Source organism: Streptomyces sp. CA-210063 (assembly GCF_024612015.1).
Lineage (GTDB): Bacteria > Actinomycetota > Actinomycetes > Streptomycetales > Streptomycetaceae > Streptomyces.
The window spans coordinates 1137583-1155184 of record NZ_CP102512.1 but is presented as its reverse complement, the minus strand read 5'-3'; the positions used below and the strand labels follow the sequence as shown (position 1 = coordinate 1155184).

Here is a 17602-nt window from a genome sequence, read left to right as displayed (position 1 = left end):
AGGGGACTCGGTACAAGGGAACTCGGTACGAGGAGACGGTGCAGCCGTGACCGGCCCGGCGTCGTGGCGACGGGTGACCGGCGTGGAGCCACGCCTGCTCGATGCCGCCGTCGCCGCCGTCGTGGGCGGTGGCGGCCTGCTGGCCCTGCTGTTCGAGCTAGGGCCAGACGGCGTAGCACCGTCGGGCGCCGACGCCGTGGCCGCCGGGGCCGCGGTTCCCCTCCTGCTGGCCCGCCGCCGGGCACCACTGCCCGTCCTGGCGCTTACGGTGCTCGGCGAGACCGCCTTCACCGTCATCGCCTCCCGTCCGTCGCCCGTGCTCGCCGTCACCGCGCTGATCGCGGTCTACACCGTGGCCCGTACGGTCCGTCGTCGGATCGCGCTGATCGCTGCCGCCGTCACGGACACCGCGCTGTACGTCGTCGTGCCCTGTCCGGTGGACTCGGCCTCCGACCCGGAGGGCGGCGCCGTGTTCGCCTGGGTCGGTATGTTTGCCGCTGTCGGGGGCACCGTGCGCACCTGGCGCGACTACACGGCAGCGATGGAGGAGCGGGCGCTACGGGCGGAGGCGGGCAAGGAAGAGGAGGCCCGCCGCCGGGTCGCCGAGGAGCGGCTGCGCATCGCCCGGGAACTCCACGACGTGATCGCCCACCACATCGCCCTGATCACCATTCAGGCGGGCGTCGCCGGACACTTCCTGCGTGACCGGCCGGACCAGGCCGACGCGACGCTCGCCCACATCCGCGACGGCGGCCGCACCGTCCTGGACGAACCGGGCGCGCTGCTGCACGTACTACGACAGTCCGACGACGAGTCGGACGAGTCGAACGAGACAGACGAGACGGGCAGGACGGACGAGGTGGACAAGGCGCAACGGACGGAACCCGTCCCCGGCCTGTCCCGCCTCGGACGGCTCCTCGAATCCTTGGCCGCCGCCGGGCTGAGCGTCCGCCACCGGCAGACCGGCCGACCGCGCCCTCTGCCGACTGCCATCGACCTGGCCGCCTACCGCATCATCCAAGAGGGGCTGACCAACGCCCACAAGCACGGCGCCGACGCCGTGGCGGACCTGCTCGTCGACTACCGGACCGACGCGCTGAACATCGAGATCACCAACCCGGTACGCACTGGCCCGGTCCCGGAAGCCCAGGGCACCGGCCACGGGCTGACGGGCATGCGCGAGCGCGCCCACGCGGTCGGCGGCAGCTTCCACGCCGGATGGGACACCGGCGGTCGCTTCCGCCTCGACGTGCGTCTGCCGTTGTCGGAGGCCGAAACACCGGCGGATGCTCCGAGCGGATCTGCCACAGAGCTGGATGCGACCACCGCTCGGGGGAGACACGCATGACCATCCGCGTCCTGCTCGCCGACGACCAGGCCCTCGTCCGCACCAGCTTCCGCCTGATCATCGAGTCGGAGCCGGACCTGGAGGTCGTAGGAGAGGCGGCGACGGGCGACGAAGCGGTTGGGCCGGCCGGCAGCGTCCCCCGCATCAGCTGGTTGAGGTGGTCGCTGAAGAAGACGCCCTGGCCGGAGATGAACGTCCCGTCATCGGCCGGCACGGGTCGCCGATGGCAGGCAGGGGTCACCTACGCGTGAATTACGATTCACATCGGTCTCGAAGGAAAGTTCACACGGCCCATCGCTCGTCAAGGCTGTGCACGCACATGTGTGCAGCGGCGAGCGGGGGATGGTGCTCAGTGGCCTTCCGGTGTGCCGAGGAGGTAGGAGATGACCGCTGTCTGCAGGTGGCTGCGTAGTTCGTTCCAGGGCAGTGGGCGGTCGGATTCCAGGAACTCCCCCTGGGTGATGCGGTGTGCGACCGTGGCGTAGATCAGACGGAAGGCGAAGTCGAGCGCGGCCTCGGGGTCCGGATGCGCGACGGGCGTGTGACGCAGTGCCTCGGTGAAGTGACGGTTGCCCTCCACGCTGACGCGGGAGCCCTCGGCCCGTACCGCTTCTTGCCGGGTGCCGAGCAGCAGGAAGACGCGCAGCAGGCCCTCATGTGCCCTGAAGGTGTCGGTGATCGCGCCGACCGCCTCGGCGATCGCCACGGCCGGATCGCGCAGGATGCGCAACCGCTCCGGGGACATCCGCTCGGTGATCTCGGCCTGGAGGTTCTCGGTGAAGGCGTGCTGGATGGCCAGCAGGAGTCCTTCCTTGTCGCCGAACCGGCGGTAGATGCTGCCGACGGCCATGCCGGCCCGCTCGGCGACGGCGGCCACGGTGAGCGCGTCCTCGCCGCCCTCTTCGAGTAGTGCGTATCCGGCCTCCAGGAGGTCCTGGTGCGAACGGCGACTGCGTTCCGTGAGCGCGGCGGGCCTGCTGGTGGGGGACTCGGTCACTCGCGCAGTTTATCGGCCGAGGTCTTGACGCCCACGTTGCCATCGTGTGAACCTCAATTCACATCAGTGCGTGAATCGCAGTTCACATGGGGGCCTCGGCAGGCACCGCACGGTCGAGCCGCGCCCCGCTCCCTTCCCACCTCACCCCTCGCAACGGCGCGGGGCTGTTCCTGGAGGTGTCTCATGGCCCCGCTCTACGACATCGCCGTCGTCGGCTACGGACCGACCGGCCTCACCGCAGCGTCCCTGCTCGGCCGGCTCGGCCACCGGGTGGTGGTCTGCGAGCGCTGGCCGGGTCTGTACGGGCTGCCCCGCCTCACCCACATCGACGACGAGACCGCCCGGACCGTCCAGGCGGCCGGCGATGCCGACGAAGCATTGCGCGACTCGTCGATGTGCGAGTACGTGTGGGTCAACGGCAAGGGCGAAACCCTCGTGACCATTCCGGCGAACCCCAATGGCCCGATGGGGTATCCGGATCACATCTCCATGTACCAGCCGTACGTGGAGAGCGCGATCGACGAGCGGGTACGCGGCCACGGCACGGTCGACGTCCGACAGGGCTGGGCGGTCACCGGCCTCGACCAGGACGACGACGGTGTCACCCTGCGGCTGCGCGGCTGGAACGCGCAGACGACCCGCGCGGACGGGCCGCACGACGAGGTCCGGGCCCGCTATGTGATCGCCGCCGACGGCAGCCGCAGCGGGGTGCGGGAACTGCTCGGCGTGGGGCGTGAGGACTTCGGGTTCAACGAGCCGTGGGTCAATGTCGACACCGAGTGGCTGCGCCCCCAGCCACCGGAGTTCGCCTATGGCAAGCAGTACTGCGATCCCGCGCGCGGCCACATGACCATCAACATCGGCCACACCCGCCAGCGCTTCGAGTTCGCCCTGCTGCCGGGCGAGACCCGCGAGGAGATGACCGAGCCGGAGACCGCCTGGCGCCTCCTGCGCGAGTACCACGGCCTCGGCCCCGACGACGTACGGATCACCCGCCAGCTCGTTTACGGCTTCGAGGCCCGCATCGCCACCCGCTGGCGGACCGGCAGGGTCTTCCTGGCCGGCGACGCCGCCCACACCATGCCCCCGTACCTCGGCCAGGGCGCGTGCAGCGGTATACGCGACGCCACCAACCTTGCCTGGAAACTCCACCTCGTCCTCGGCGGCCAGGCGCCCGACGCGCTCCTGGACACCTACGAGAGCGAGCGCCGCCCACACGTCACCGCCCTCACCCACGCCGCGATCGGCCTCGGCAAGGTGGCCAACACGCATGACCCCGAGGCCGCGGCTGCCCGGGACGCGGCCTTCTTCGCCGGCAAGGTGCCCCCGCCGCGTCCGTTCCCACCGCTGAGCGACGGAGTGCTGCGCAAGGAGGCCGGCACGCCGGTCGGCACCCTCACCCCGCAGGGCCGCATCCGTCTGGCCGACGGCCGCACCGAACGCCTCGACGACCTGACCGGATACGGCTTCACCCTGGTCGCGGCCGAAGATCCCACCGCCTCCCTCGGACCGGAGCGGCTCGCCCGGCTGGAGCGCCTGGGCTGCGCCGTGGTCGCCCTCGACACGGTCGACGACCTCGACGGACGGCACCGGGAGTACCTCCACCTGCTCGGCGCGGTCGCGTATCTGGCGCGCCCCGACTTCATCCTGTTCGGTACGGCGGTCGACACCACGGACCTGGGCGCGCTGGTGGACGACCTCGACGCCGCGCTGTCCGGAACGGTGGGAGCGGCCGTATGACGACCGGAGACCCTGGGACCGAGGCCGCGCTGCCGCCGCTGGTCGCCGCCCAGCACCGGGCCATGCCCTTCACCCGGCTCACCGACTGCGGCATGGACCCCGCCGACGCCCGACGACTGCTCGCCGACACCACCGCCGGAATCCCGTGGCAGGATGCCGCCGCGATACTCGCCGACGTACAACTGGAGCGCGCGCGACTGGCGGAAGCCGCGGGGCATCGCACCACCGCCCGGCAGGCGTACCGGTTCGCCTCCGCGGCCCTGATGTTCGCGCAGATGGCGTACCAGAGCGACACCCCGGAGAAGCGGGAGCTGTACGCCCGGCACACTGCCGCGACCGCCGCTCTCGAACCCGGCGTGGAGCGGGTGGAGATCCCTCACCGCGACGGCGTCCTCGGCGGCTGGCTGTGCCTGCCGACGACCGCCCCGCCCCGGGCCACCGTCATCGTGTGGGGCGGGCTCAGCGGATGGGGAGCCGCGTATCTGCCCATCGCCGACGCGTACACCGAGCGCGGCCTGGCCTGTCTGCTGGCGGAAGGCCCTGGCCAGGGCGAGTCACGGCTGCGCCATGGACTGTACGTCGACGAGCACGTCACCGACGGCTTCGCCCGCTTCGTCGACCTGGTGGAGGCCGATCCCCGCCTCGGTGGTCCGGTCGGCGTTCAGGGCGTCAGCTTCGGCGGCCTGTTCGCCGCCCATCTGGCCGCCGCCGATCCGCGCATCGGCGCGGTGGCCGTCAACGGCGCTCCAGCAGTCCCGACCGTCCCGGAATTCCGTACCGCCCGCGAGCAGATGGCAGCCGTGGTCGGCACGGTCGACCCGGACCGGGTGGCCGAGGTCATGGACGGCCTGCGCTTCGACCCGGACAAGCACCGCATCACCTGCCCGCTGCTCCTGCTGCACGGCGGCCAGGACCCCCTCGCCCGCTACGAGGACCAGGAGCCGTTCCTCCGCGCCGCGGAACCCGCCACCACGACTGTCCGCATCTGGCCCGACGGCGAGCACACCCTCTACAACCACGCGGCCGAACGCGACGCACTCACCGCCGACTGGTTCACCGACCACCTCGCCGGCCAAGCCACCCCGAAACGTTAGGAGCACCACGCTTCAGCGTCGAAACCGCCACCGCCGCGGTGGCGGAGAGCTTCCATGAAACCAAGGACCAGGCCGCGTCGAAGGACAGGGCGGACATCGGTGGTGTAGTCCGACCTCACGTCTTTTCTCATCCTCCGTGCACCACACAGAGTTTTGATGACGGCCGGAAAAGACCCGTAGGTTGAGGTTGACTCATTGGCGGAGTGTTTTCCGGTGACCGGAGCAGGTTTCCGGTCATGCCAATGACTGGACTGGCCGACATGACCAGCCGGCGTATATCTCAGCGAGTTGGCCGGAGTTCCTCGGGAAATGCCGTGCTGACCTGCGTCCGGGCATAGGCCTGTCCGACACGAGTGGTGCGGCGGCGCCGAGGACACGGGAGACCGGTGGGCCGTGGCGCGTGCCCGGTCTGCGGCGGGGCGAGGTCGCTCGGCCGGCCGGGCAGCCATCGTTGGTTTCGTGAGTCCTGCATCTTCCTCAACTGCTGATCATCGCCCGGTGCTGTCATACTTGTATTCAGCATATTTCCTTTGGTCGGGAAGCGGAGAAGAGTTCCCCCTGAGAGGAAAACATCCAGGGAGAAATCTCTCCCTCCCACCCTTGATGCTGACGATGCAAGACTGCCCGACGTGACCAACCGCGGGCCCCGTAGTACATACGAATGCCCCAGCGCCCGGTGGTGATGAAGTCACGGGATTCGCCCAGTCCCTGCCGACGTGCAGACCTGGTTCCCCATCCGCCGAGTCCGAAAGCGTTCGTATGTCCTCCACAGAGTTCACCGATCCAGACGCTCCGCCCCCCACCGACTCCGCCGAGACCCCGGTAACGCCGACCCGACGCACCTTCGTCGCCACTACCGCGGTCGGTGGTGCTGTCATCGCCGGTGGCTTGGCTGGAGGGATGTCCCTCTTCGGGCCGGAGGAGGTGGCCGCCGCCGAGAGGCCGCCCTCCAGCAGCGTCTCCCTGACGGTCAACGGCACCCGGCGGACGGTGACGGTCGACAACCGCACGTCGCTGCTGGATCTGCTGCGCGAGCAGTTCGGGCTGACCGGCTCGAAGAAGGGCTGCAACGCCGGGGCCTGTGGCGCGTGCACGGTGCTGGTCGACGGGCAGCGGGTCAACTCCTGCCTGACGCTCGCCGTCCGTGTGGAGGGCGTCGAGGTCACCACCATCGAGGGGCTGGCCGAGGGTGACCGACTGCACCCGCTGCAGCAGGCGTTCATCGATGAGGATGCCTTCCAGTGCGGCTACTGCACGCCGGGACAGATCCTGTCCGGCGTCGGCTGCATCGAGGAGGGCCACACCGGTTCGCCGGAGGAGATCCGGGAGTGGATGAGCGGCAACATCTGCCGCTGCGGCTGTTACGTGAAGATCGTGCGCGCGGTCGAGCAGACCGCCGCCAGGAAGTGAGGACCGATGCATCCCTTCTCCTTCACGAAGGCCGCTGACACCCGTGATGCCCTCAACGCCGGTCGCCGAGGCGGGCGTTACATCGCCGGGGGCACCACCCTGGTCGATCTGATGCGGGAGACCGTAGAGCGTCCCGAGAGTCTGGTCGGCATCAGCGATCTGCCGCTGCGCGAGGTCACCGTCACCGAGCGGGGCGGGCTGCGCATCGGTGCGCTGGCGAGCATGGCCGAGACCGCCGCCCACCCCAAGGTCCGTACGCTCTTCCCCGTCATCTCCGAGGCGCTGGAGCTGAGCGCGTCGGCCCAGTTGCGCAACATGGCGACCATCGGCGGCAACATCATGCAGCGCACCCGCTGCACCTACTTCCGCGACGTCACAGCCGCCTGCAACAAGCGAGACCCCGGCTCGGGGTGCGCCGCGCTGAAGGGCCGCAATCGCACGCACGCCATCCTCGGCACCTCCGAGGACTGCGTGGCCACGCACCCCTCCGACGTCGCCGTGGCGTTCGCCGCGCTGGAGGCGACCGTGCACCTGCTGGGCCCGGACGGGGAGCGCCGCGTCCCCTTCGCCGATTTCCTGCTGCGGCCGGGGAAGACCCCGAATCGTGAACAGTCCCTGAAACAGGGGGAGTTGATCACAGCGGTGGAGGTCCCGGCGCTTCCGCGTCCGCTGAAGTCCGGCTATCTGAAGGTGCGCGACCGGCAGTCCTACGAGTTCGCCCTGACCTCGGCGGCGGTCGCGCTGCACGTGCGCGGTGGGGTGATCCAGGAGGCGAAGGTCGCCGCCGGCGGGGTGGGCACCGTGCCCTGGAAGCTGCCCGCCGTGGAGGTGTACCTGGTCGGCGAACGCCCCTCGGACGCTCTGTGGGCAGCCGCCGCCGACCATGCGGCCAAGGGGGCTCGCCCGCTGGAGCACAACCGCTTCAAGGTCGAGCTGCTCAAGCGGACCGTCGCACGTCAGCTGCGCATCGTAGGAGGTACAAGGTGAGCCCCCAGCCGCAGGCCGCCGTGGGCGCGCCGCTGTCCCGGGTGGACGGGCGGCTGAAGGTCACGGGGAAGGCGCTGTACGCCGCCGAGTTCGACGTCGACGGGGCCGTGCACGCGGTCATCGTCAACGCCAGTATCGGCCGTGGCCGCATCACGTCCATCGACACGGACGCCGCGCTGGCCCACCCGGGCGTGCTGCGGGTGATCCATCACGGCAACGCGCCGACGCTGCCGTACCGCGACAACTCCCAAGGTTCGAACAATCCGCCCGGTCGGCGCCTGCGGGTCTTCCAGGACGACCGGGTCCTCTTCCACGGCCAGCCGGTCGCCGTCGTCCTCGCCACCACCCTGGAGGCCGCGCAGCACGGCGCGAGCCTCGTCGACGTCCGCTACGACGCACAGCGGCCCTCGACCGACATGGCCGACGCCGAGCCGGACGAGCCGACCCGCTACGCGCGTGGCGACGCCGAAGCCGGTCTGCGTGACGCGGCCGTACGGCTGGATCTGACGTACCGCATGGCCCGCAACCATCACAACCCGATGGAGCCGCACGCCACCATCGCCCGCTGGGACGGCGACAAGCTGACCGTGTGGGACAAGACGCAGTGGGTGGTGGGCACGCAGACGGAACTCTCCACGGTGTTCGACCTGCCCCTGACATCCGTGCGGGTCATCTCGCCGTTCGTCGGGGGCGGCTTCGGCAGCGGGCTGCGCTGCTGGCCGCACACCGTGGTCGCCGCGCTGGCCGCCCGGGAGATGAAACGCCCCGTCAAGGTGGTCCTCAGCCGCAAGCAGATGTACTTGCACACCGCCTTCCGGCCCTCGTACGAGTACCGGCTGCGGCTGGGCAGCGACCGGCGTGGCCGGCTGACCGCGGCGGTCCACGAGATGGACGGCGAGACCTCGTCGTACGAGAAGTTCACCGAGGCCATCATGCTCGCCGGGCAGATGACCTACAGCATGTCCGACGTGCGTCAGGCCTACCGGCTGGTGCCGCTGGATGTGAACACGCCGCTGTGGATGCGCGGTCCGGGCTTCGCGAGCGCGTCCTTCGCCATCGAGTCGGCCATGGACGAACTCGCGGGCCGGCTCCGTATCGATCCGATCGAGCTGCGCCGGCGCAACGAGCCGGCCGAGGACCCGGCGAACGGGCTGCCCTGGTCCACCCGTCGGCTGCGCGAGTGCTACACCGTGGGCGCCCGGGAGTTCGGCTGGAACCGGCGCGACCCCGAGCCCCGCTCGACGCGTGACGGCGACTGGCTGATCGGTCTGGGCATGGCCACGGGGGTGTACGACCCCGGGCGTTTCCCCGCGCAGGCCCGGGCCCGCCTGGACGCGGACGGCACCGCGGTGGCCGAGGCCGCCACCAGCGACATGGGGCCGGGTACCTACACCTCCCAGACCCAGGTGGCCGCGGACGCGCTCGGGCTGACCATGCGCGCGGTGACCTTCCGGCTCGGCGACTCGCTCTACCCGCCGACCTCGCCGCACGGCGGCTCGATGACCATGACCGCTGTCGGCTCCGCCGTCCTCGACGCCTGCGACAAGGTCCGCCGGCAGGCGATCGAGCTGGCCGTCGAGGACGAGGAATCACCCCTGTACGGCGTCAAGGCCGAGGACATCGTGGTGCGCGGCGGCCGGCTACATGTGCAGGGCGCCCCGGCACGCGGCGAGACCTACCAGCGGCTCCTGACCCGCAACAACCTCACCCACCTCGAAGCCGACGGCTCGTACGCCGGGGCGCCGGATCCCGCGCGGCATGCCTACTACGCCTACGGCGCGGTCTTCACCGAGGTGGGCGTCGACGCCACCCTCGGTCTGGTCCGGGTGCGGCGCATGCTCGGTGTGTACGACGCGGGTCGCATCGTCAGCCCCAAACTCGCCGACAGCCAGGCGCTGGGCGGCATGGTCGGCGGCATCGGTCAGGCGCTGCTCGAGCACACGGTCACCGACCACCGCGACGGCCGGATCGTCAACGCCAACCTCGCCGACTACCTCGTACCCGTCAACGCCGACATCCCCGACCTCAAGGCGATCTACCTGGAGGGCGAGGACCCGCAGGCCAACCCGCTCGGCGTCAAGGGGCTCGGTGAGGTCGTCCAGGTCGGGGTGGCGGCCTCCATCGCCAACGCGGTCTTCAACGCCACCGGCCGCCGCGTCCGTGAACTGCCCATCACGGCCGAAGCACTGCTCTGAGCCGAGTGCCCCCGGGGCATCGGGGAGCGACCCGGTCCCGGGGCACTCATCCACCGTCCGGTAGCCCCTACCCGGCCGCCGGACCCAGGGGCCGCCGCCGCGCACAGACGCTCCCCCGCGGCGCGGCGGCGGCCCGCCCCCCACCTCGCGACCTACGTCGCCCTCACGGAGAAACCGCCCATGCTGAACATCGCGGACACACTGCACCGCTGGTGCCGCGAAGCGCGCCCCTTCGCCCTGGCCACCGTCGTCGACGTCCGTGGCAGCGCACCCCTGCCGACCGGTACCTCGGTCGCTGTCGACGCCGACGGCAACGTGGTCGGCAGTATCTCCGGCGGCTGTGTCGAGGGAGCCGTCCACGACCTGTGCCGGCAGGTGCTGTGCGACCGAGGCGCCCCCCAGCGCGCCTGGTTCGGCTACTCCGACGACGACGCCTTCGCCGTCGGCCTGACCTGCGGCGGCGAACTCGACGTCCTCGTCCAGCGCGTCGATCCCGCTTCCGACCCCGATCTCGGCGCCGCCCTGGATGAGATCGTCCAGGGCAGGCCCACCGCCGTGGCGCAGGTCGTCGACGGCCCTGCCGACCTGGTGGGCCGCATGCTGTGCGTCCTCGCCGACGGCACCGCTTCCTACGGAACCCTGGACGGAGGGCAGACGGACCGCGCGGTGACCGCACAGGCGGGCGCCCTGCTACGGTCCGGACGTACCGCCCGCATCGAGCTGGGCGGAGACGCCGACACCTGCCCGGACCGGCTGTCCGTCCTCGTCCACGTGGCTGCGTCCCGCCCCCGCATGCTGATCTTCGGGGCCGTCGACTTCGCGGCGGCCCTCAGCCAGGCCGGGAACTTTCTCGGTTACCACGTCACCGTCTGCGACGCCCGCCCGGTCTTCGCCACGCGCGCCCGCTTCCCGCACGCCGACGAGGTCGTGGTCGACTGGCCCCACCGCTACCTGCAACGCACGAAAGTGGATGCCCGTACCGCCGTCTGCGTCCTCACCCACGACGCCAAGTTCGACATCCCCCTGCTACGGCTGGCCCTCGACCTGCCCGTCGGCTACGTCGGGGCCATGGGATCGCGGCGTACGCACGAACAGCGTCTTCGCCTCCTGTGCGAACAGGGCGTGACCGACGAACACCTCGCCCGTCTGCACTCCCCGATCGGCCTCGACCTCGGAGCCCGCACACCCGAAGAGACGGCCGTCTCCATCGTGGCCGAGGTCATTGCCTCGACCAACGGCGGGAGCGGTTTCCCCCTCTCCCGGGGGACGGGCCCGATCCACCGTCCGGTGCCCGACCCGTCCAGCGCGGCCGGCGGCCGGCCCAGCCTCGACACCGTAGCCGTAGCCGCAGCGCCCGTGTAGGACGCGGCACGGTCTCCCGGGTGATCACCGGCTCGCCCCGAGTGACCGACCAGACGGAAGGGGCGCAGTGCGCGTCGGTGGCGCGCCTGCCCGGCGCTGTTCGCGTCGCGGTCCTCCGCCCGTCACACGCGCGCCACAGGCCCTTCCCCGGCATTGGTTCCTCTTGGACCATTCCTTTCGCGCAGGTCACATTCCACGCACCACGTCAGGACAAGAGGTCATCCACCCATGCCTGAAGTCAACCGGCGGCGATTCCTCCAAGTAGCGGGCGCCACTACCGCGTTCAGCGCACTGTCGGCCAGCATCCAGCGGGCCGCGGCGCTGCCCGCCTACCACGGTTCCGGCACGATCGAGGATGTCGAGCACATCGTCGTCCTGATGCAGGAGAACCGGTCCTTCGATCACTATTTCGGCGCGCTGAGAGGGGTGCGGGGCTTCGGTGACCCGCATCCGGTGACGCTGGACAACGGCAGATCGGTGTGGCACCAGTCGGACGGCACGAAGGACGTGCTGCCGTTCCACCCCGAGGCCGACGACCTCGGGATGCAGTTCCTGGAGGGCCTGCCGCACAGCTGGCCCGACGGGCACGCCGCCTACAACAAGGGCAAGTACGACAAGTGGGTGCCGGCCAAGGGCACCACGACCATGGCGTACCTGACCCGTGAGGACATCCCGTTCCACTACGCCCTCGCCGACACGTTCACCGTCTGCGACGCCTACTACTGCTCGTTCATCGGCTCGACCGACCCGAACCGCTACTACATGTGGTCCGGCTACACGGGCAACGACGGCAAGGGCGGCGGCCCCGTCCTCGGTAACGACGAGGTCGGCTACGACTGGACGACCTACCCCGAGCGCCTCGAAGCGGCCGGGATCTCCTGGAAGATCTACCAGGACATCGGCGACGGACTGGACGCGGCCGGCTCCTGGGGCTGGATACAGGACGCCTACCGCGGCAACTACGGCGACAACTCGCTGCTCTACTTCAACAAGTACCGGGGCGCGAAGCCCGGCGACCCCTGGTACGACAAGGCCCGCACCGGTACGGACGTGAAGGCCGGCGACGGCTACTTCGACCTGCTGAAGGCGGACGTCAAGGCGGGCAAGCTGCCGCAGATCTCCTGGATCACCGCGCCCGAGGCCTTCTCCGAGCACTCCAACTGGCCCTCGAACTACGGCGCCTGGTACATCTCCCAGGTCCTGGACGCGCTCACCTCCAACCCGGCCGTCTGGGCGAAGACCGCGCTGTTCATCACGTACGACGAGAACGACGGCTTCTTCGACCACCTCGTGCCGCCGCTGCCGCCGCGCGACGCGTCCCACGGCAAGTCCACGGTCGACGTCGGCCCGGACCTCTTCGCGGGCAGCTCGACCCATGTCGCCGGGCCGTACGGTCTCGGCCCGCGGGTGCCGATGCTGGTCGTCTCGCCCTGGAGCAAGGGCGGATACGTCTGCTCCGAGACCCTCGACCACACCTCGATCGTACGGTTCATGGAGCGCCGGTTCGGGGTGAAGGAGCCGAACATCTCGCCGTGGCGGCGGGCCATCTGCGGTGACCTCACCGCCGCGTTCGACTTCTCCCGCAAGGACAGCCGGCCGGCCGCGCTGCCGGACACCGACGGGTACGAGCCGCCGGACCGGGAGCGCCACCCCGACTACCGGCCGACCGTGCCGGCCGTCACCGGCATGCCTCGGCAGGAGCGGGGACTGCGCCCGGCCCGGCCGCTCAAGTACGCGCCCAAGGTGGATGGTTCGGCCGATCCGAAGGCCGGGACCTTCACCCTCACGTTCGCCTCCGGCGGCAAGGCGGGCGGTACGTTCCTCGTCACCTCCGGCAACCGCACGGACGGGCCCTGGACGTACACCACCGAGGCCGGCAAGTCCGTCTCGGACACCTGGAGCCCGGCCTCCTCGGACGGCTCGTACGACCTGACGGTGCGCGGTCCCAACGGCTTCCTGCGGGTCTTCAAGGGGCAGGGGAAGACGGGCGGGCCTGAGGTGACCGCGCGGCATGTCGGCGACGACGTCGAACTGACCTTCACCAACAAGGGCTCGGGCACGGTGAGTCTGAAGGTCGACAGTGCGTACGGCGGGCGCTCCCGCACGGTCAAGGTGCGGGCCGGGGCGACCGTCCGGCACGTCGTGGATCTGCGGGCGAGTCGGCGTTGGTACGACCTGACCGTCACCTCCGGCACGTCGTTCCTCCGGAGGTTCGCCGGGCACGTGGAGAACGGGCGGCCCGGGGTGAGCGATCCGGCGCTCGGGGGGCCGTCGGGCGCCTAGTAGCTCGGGGGGAGCTGTGACCGGGCGACTGCGGGTCGTCGGTGGTTGCCCGCGCAGTTCCCCCGCGCCCCTTGAGGCCTGCGGCCTCAGGGGGCGCCGCAGCCGCGCAGGCAGCACCCTGCGAGCGCCGGTCAGCGTCGCCTCCCCCCCCCGGGCCTCAGAGGGGAGTGAGGTGTCCCGGTGCCGGGGAGCCCGGCTGGAGGGGGAGCAGCGACGGCTCCGTCGGGGCGTGCCGGGGCTCCAGCGCGAGTACGGCTGCCACCGGGTGGTCCTCGCCCACAGGCACGGGCTCCGACTCCCGGCGCTCGACCGGCGTCACCCGGGTCAGGAGGACCACCCCGCGTGCCGCCACCGCCGCTCCCGCCACGGCGAGCACCATCCCCGCCACGCCGCCCCGCAGGCCCTCGCCGAGGAGGGAGAGGCCGATCACGGCGGCGGCCAGCGGGTTGGCGAGGGTCACGACCGCGAGGGGCGCGCCGAGGCCGCCTCGGTAGGCGGTCTGGGAGAGGAAGAGGCCGCCCACGGCGAACGCGGCGACCAGGAGGGCGACCACGACCACCTGGACGCCGAGGAGGGGCCCGGAGCGGTCGGTCGCGGCGACCGTCACGGTCTGGGTGAGCGCGGAGGCGACGCCCGAGGCCATGCCGGAGGCGGTGGCGTGGCGCAGCCCGGGCTTCGTGCCGGGACGGGAGAGGAGGCCGATCAGGGCGACGGTCGCGCCGGCCACGGCCAGGGCTTCCGGAACGCTCAGCACGTCGTCCGGGGCGGACCCCGACGCGACGACCAGGATCGCGGCGAGACCCGCGAGCGTGAACGCGGTACCGCGCCACTCCGTCGCGGTGACCCGGCGCCCGGCCACCCGCGCACCGAGTGGTACCGCGGCCACGAGGGTCAGCGCGCCGAGGGGCTGCACCACGGTGAGGGGGCCGTACTTGAGGGCCACCACATGCAGCAGCGCGGCCCCGGCGTTCAGCGCGACCGAGCTCCACCAGGCGCCGCTGGCGAGCATCCGCCGTACGCCCGCGTCGGCGCTGCGGGAGGCGAGCCGCTCCTGCGCCACGGCGGCGGCCGCGTAGGCGACGGCGGAGACCAGGGAGAGGGCGACGGCGACGAGGGTGGCGTTCATCGGCCCGCTCCCACCAGGACGGGCTCCTCGGCCGGTACGAGGGCCGGGGAACGCTGCCCGGCGGTCGTGGCCGTCCGCTGCGGGAGCTGGATCGCGGCCAGGGCGCCGGCGAGCAGCGCGCCCGCCACGATCGCGTCCAGCCAGTAGTGGTTCGCGGTGCCGACGATCACGATCAGGGTCACCAGCGGGTGCAGCAGCCAGAGCCAACGCAGCCGGGAGCGGGTCGCGGCGATCAGGCCGACCGCGACCATCAGGGCCCAGCCGAAGTGCAGCGAGGGCATCGCCGCGAACTGGTTCGCCATGGAGTCCGTCGCCGGGGTCGCGGAGTAGACCGTCGGCCCGTACGCCTGTCCGGTGTCGACGAGGCCCGCGACGTCCAGCATCCGCGGCGGGGCCAGCGGGAAGGCGAGGTGCAGCAGCAGGGCGGCGGCGGTGAGGGCGGCGAGGACACGGCGCGCCCAGACGTAGTGCGCGGGGCGCCGCAGATAGAGCCAGACCAGGAAGGCCGCGGTGGCCGGGAAGTGGACGGTCGCGTAGTAGACGTTCGCGATGTGGACCAGCGTGTCGCCGTGCAGCAGCGCGGACTGCACGGAGCCCTCGCCCGGCAGACCCAGGGCCCGTTCCCAGTCCCACACCTGGTGGGCGTTGCGGAAGGCCTCCGCGGTGTGGCCGTCGGCCAGTGCCCGGCCGAACTTGTAGACGAGGAAGAGCCCTGCGACGAGCAGGAACTCACGGACGAGCGGCGGCCGCGGTATCGCGGCCGCCCGCTCTTCTGCAGGCTCGGTGCGGCATTCCATCCCCCGGCCCTTTCACTGACGGCGCTGGTGGCGCTGGTTCTCATGGCGGTACAAGCGATCGATACGCGGTAGTACCGATACGCGGTAGTACCGATACGGGAGTGTACCGATACGCCACGGTACCGAAACGAGGGGGTATCGATACGGCACTGTACCGATACGAAGGCGTTCCGGTACAGTGGCGTTTCGACAGGCCTTTCGGCAGGGGACGACCGAAGGAGACGGGAGCCATGACGTCGCAGGCAGCGGACGGGCCGGAGACGGCCGTCGCCTCGCGCCGCTCCAAGCTCACGCCCGAGCGTGAGCAGGAGTTCTTCGACGCCGTGCTCGAACAGATCCGTGAGTGCGGTTACGACTCGGTGACCATGGAGGGCGTCGCCGCGAGCACGCGGTGCAGCAAGTCGACGCTCTACCGTCAGTGGAGGACGAAGCCGCAGTTCGTGGCCGCCGCGCTGCGCGCGCGCCGCAGTGCCCGCTTCGGCGGGATCGACACCGGCACCCTCGCCGGGGACCTGCGCGAGGTGGCCCGGCACGCCGGTGAGGGCTACGTCCTGGAGGGCCGGCTGTTCCAGGCGCTCGGCCACGCGGTCGTCCAGGACGAGGAGTTGCAGTCGGCCCTGCGTGACGCGCTGGTCGAGCCGGAGATCGAGGCGCTCAAGGCGATGATCGACCGTGGTGTCGCCCGGGGCGAGGTCCCCGAGGACCACCCCGCGCTGGAGTTCATCCCGGCGCAGATCTTCGGCGTGCTGCGGGCCCGCCCGGTCCTGGAGGGCCAGGACGCGGACGAGACGTACATCATCAAGTTCATCGAGGCGGCCGTGCTCCCGACGCTCGGCCTTACCTGAGACTCAGGCCGCCGTCCGTGGCTTGACCGGACGACGACCTGATCGCGCCGCACCGTGGGGACGGGGGCGGCGCGTAACCCCCGGCCGGGTGGGGTTCCTCTGGAGCGGAGAGGAATCCCACCCGGCCGACCTTTCGGCGGCGCCAAGGGGTGCGAAGGGCACGAAGGGGCGTTCGGGGGTGTGAAGGATCACACGTCCTGACCGCTGCCGCCGCTGATCGACGCCTTCTTGATGCCCTTGGTGATGTCGTCGATGACCGTCTGCTCGGGCGCCTCGTCGCTCACGTCGATGCCGAAGCGGACCACGACGAGTTGCGAGGAGTCGGCCGGGGACGGGAACGCGAGCGACTCGACATAGCCGTCGTCGCCCTTGCTCGTGACCACCTTCCAGCGCACGAAGTAGCCCTTCTCGCCGGCCACGGTCACCGCCTCGGAGGCCAGCTCCTCGTGCGAGGTGATCTTCCCGTAGCCCTCGGTGCCGTAGGCCGCCTCGGCGCTCTGGGCGATGTCCTCCTTGGCCGCCGCCTCGGCCGTGGTGGCCTTCAGCTTCAGCACCTCGGCGGGCATGGAGTAGGCGCCGCCGCGCGTGCAGGTCTTCGAGGCGTCGGCCGGGCATTCGTACGACGCCTCCGTCGTCACCTGCACGCCGATCTGCAACGGCGAGGCGACCCAGCCGTCGGGCACCGGGATGCTGATGCCGCTGGCCGAGTCGGTGGCGTACCCCTCCTCGGTCTGCGGCGGCTGCCCGGACCCGTCGGGCGCCGGGGTCTGGCCGCCTGAGCCGCCCGACCCACCGGGTCCGCCCTGGCCGCCGGAGTTGCCGCCCGGCCCGCCGTCGGCACCGCCCTGGCCGTTCTGCCCGCCGGAGCCCTGGGACGTCGTACTGCCCTCACTGCCACCGTCGTTGCTGGTCAGGGCGTACACGCCGACCCCGATGCTGGCCAGGACCGCCGCCGCCACGGCGACGGCTATCCCGGTGCGCAGGCCGCGCTTCGGAGCCGCGACCGGGTATCCCGGGTACCCGGGATGGGCCCCGGCCCCGGGCGGGTAGGGGCCGGCCCCCGGCGGGTACGGGCCCGCGCCCGGCGGGTAGGCCGGGGGACCGAACCCCGCGGCCGAACCCGCGGGCCGGACCTGGTCCGTCCATGCCTTGCCGTCCCACCAGCGCTCGGTGGCGGGCGCGTCATTTGTCTGCCCGGGATCGGGGTACCAGCCGGGAGGAGTCACCTGCGTCATGGAGCAACCGTATGAGGCCGGAGTGAGAAGCGGATGAGAGGGGACCGTCATTCGTGCACGCGCCCCCGATTTTTGAAGCTGCCCACCGAGCCTGCCGACGAGGCGCTGCGGGAAGAGTGCCCCGCGTGCAGGCAGTTGACTGTCGATCACTTTCAACGCGGCAGGTGGGCGGCCGGATGCGTC

The 17602-nt window shown here is 71.2% G+C and carries 13 protein-coding genes and 1 pseudogene; 10 read left to right on the top strand and 4 right to left on the bottom strand.

Features of this window, described 5'->3' with window-relative positions; all coding sequences use genetic code 11:
- Positions 1 to 46: 46 nt before the first annotated feature.
- Together JIX56_RS05035 and JIX56_RS05030 are read left to right on the top strand one after the other, a co-directional pair.
- The gene (locus JIX56_RS05035) at positions 47 to 1348 is read left to right on the top strand and encodes a sensor histidine kinase (protein ID WP_257537550.1); all 1302 of its coding nucleotides are present in this window, start codon (positions 47 to 49) and stop codon (positions 1346 to 1348) included.
- Positions 1345 to 1467 (top strand): annotated as a pseudogene (locus JIX56_RS05030) (response regulator transcription factor); the annotation flags it as partial. The gene JIX56_RS05035 and the pseudogene JIX56_RS05030, both read left to right, overlap by 4 nt.
- A 230-nt stretch (positions 1468 to 1697) precedes the next feature.
- Here the strand turns inward: JIX56_RS05030 and JIX56_RS05025 are convergent.
- A complete protein-coding gene (locus JIX56_RS05025) occupies positions 1698 to 2345 on the bottom strand; it encodes a TetR/AcrR family transcriptional regulator (RefSeq protein ID WP_257537549.1) in 648 nt (215 codons plus the stop codon).
- Positions 2346 to 2528: 183 nt separating this feature from the next.
- Between JIX56_RS05025 and mhpA the strand changes: the two genes are divergently transcribed.
- From mhpA to JIX56_RS04990, 7 genes are all read left to right on the top strand, one after another.
- The gene (gene mhpA, locus JIX56_RS05020; RefSeq protein ID WP_257537548.1) at positions 2529 to 4085 is read left to right on the top strand and encodes a bifunctional 3-(3-hydroxy-phenyl)propionate/3-hydroxycinnamic acid hydroxylase MhpA; all 1557 of its coding nucleotides are present in this window, start codon (positions 2529 to 2531) and stop codon (positions 4083 to 4085) included.
- Positions 4082 to 5179 carry an alpha/beta hydrolase family protein gene (locus JIX56_RS05015; RefSeq protein WP_257537547.1) on the top strand — a complete coding sequence of 366 codons (1098 nt, stop codon included), beginning with the start codon at positions 4082 to 4084 and terminating at the stop codon, positions 5177 to 5179. Before mhpA ends, JIX56_RS05015 begins: the two co-directional genes overlap by 4 nt.
- Before the next feature lie 759 nt (positions 5180 to 5938).
- Positions 5939 to 6589, top strand: a complete 651-nt coding sequence (locus JIX56_RS05010) for a (2Fe-2S)-binding protein (protein WP_257537546.1) — start codon at positions 5939 to 5941, stop codon at positions 6587 to 6589.
- A gap of 6 nt (positions 6590 to 6595) precedes the next feature.
- Complete coding sequence (locus JIX56_RS05005; protein ID WP_257537545.1) at positions 6596 to 7576, top strand: FAD binding domain-containing protein; 981 nt, start codon at positions 6596 to 6598, stop codon at positions 7574 to 7576.
- Positions 7573 to 9771 (top strand): xanthine dehydrogenase family protein molybdopterin-binding subunit, encoded by a 2199-nt coding sequence (locus tag JIX56_RS05000; protein WP_257537544.1) that lies wholly within the window; start codon positions 7573 to 7575, stop codon positions 9769 to 9771. Before JIX56_RS05005 ends, JIX56_RS05000 begins: the two co-directional genes overlap by 4 nt.
- Positions 9772 to 9951: 180 nt before the next feature.
- Positions 9952 to 11133: an XdhC family protein gene (locus tag JIX56_RS04995; protein WP_257537543.1), complete on the top strand. Its 1182-nt coding sequence runs from the start codon at positions 9952 to 9954 to the stop codon at positions 11131 to 11133.
- 228 nt (positions 11134 to 11361) lie between these two features.
- A complete protein-coding gene (locus JIX56_RS04990; protein WP_257537542.1) occupies positions 11362 to 13416 on the top strand; it encodes a phosphocholine-specific phospholipase C in 2055 nt (684 codons plus the stop codon).
- 157 nt (positions 13417 to 13573) lie between these two features.
- On the opposite strand, the gene JIX56_RS04985 is transcribed toward JIX56_RS04990, so the two are convergent.
- The gene (locus JIX56_RS04985) at positions 13574 to 14542 is read right to left on the bottom strand and encodes a hypothetical protein (protein ID WP_257537541.1); all 969 of its coding nucleotides are present in this window, start codon (positions 14540 to 14542) and stop codon (positions 13574 to 13576) included.
- Positions 14539 to 15339 carry a phosphatase PAP2 family protein gene (locus tag JIX56_RS04980; protein ID WP_257537540.1) on the bottom strand — a complete coding sequence of 267 codons (801 nt, stop codon included), beginning with the start codon at positions 15337 to 15339 and terminating at the stop codon, positions 14539 to 14541. The genes JIX56_RS04985 and JIX56_RS04980 overlap by 4 nt, the downstream gene beginning before the upstream one ends.
- A 230-nt stretch (positions 15340 to 15569) precedes the next feature.
- On the opposite strand from JIX56_RS04980, the gene JIX56_RS04975 reads away from it, so the two are divergent.
- The gene (locus JIX56_RS04975) at positions 15570 to 16184 is read left to right on the top strand and encodes a TetR/AcrR family transcriptional regulator (RefSeq protein ID WP_257537539.1); all 615 of its coding nucleotides are present in this window, start codon (positions 15570 to 15572) and stop codon (positions 16182 to 16184) included.
- 188 nt (positions 16185 to 16372) lie between these two features.
- Here JIX56_RS04975 and JIX56_RS04970 read toward each other — a convergent pair whose 3' ends face one another.
- Positions 16373 to 17419, bottom strand: coding sequence for a DUF2510 domain-containing protein (locus tag JIX56_RS04970; protein ID WP_257537538.1), 1047 nt, complete (start codon positions 17417 to 17419; stop codon positions 16373 to 16375).
- Positions 17420 to 17602: the final 183 nt, after the last annotated feature.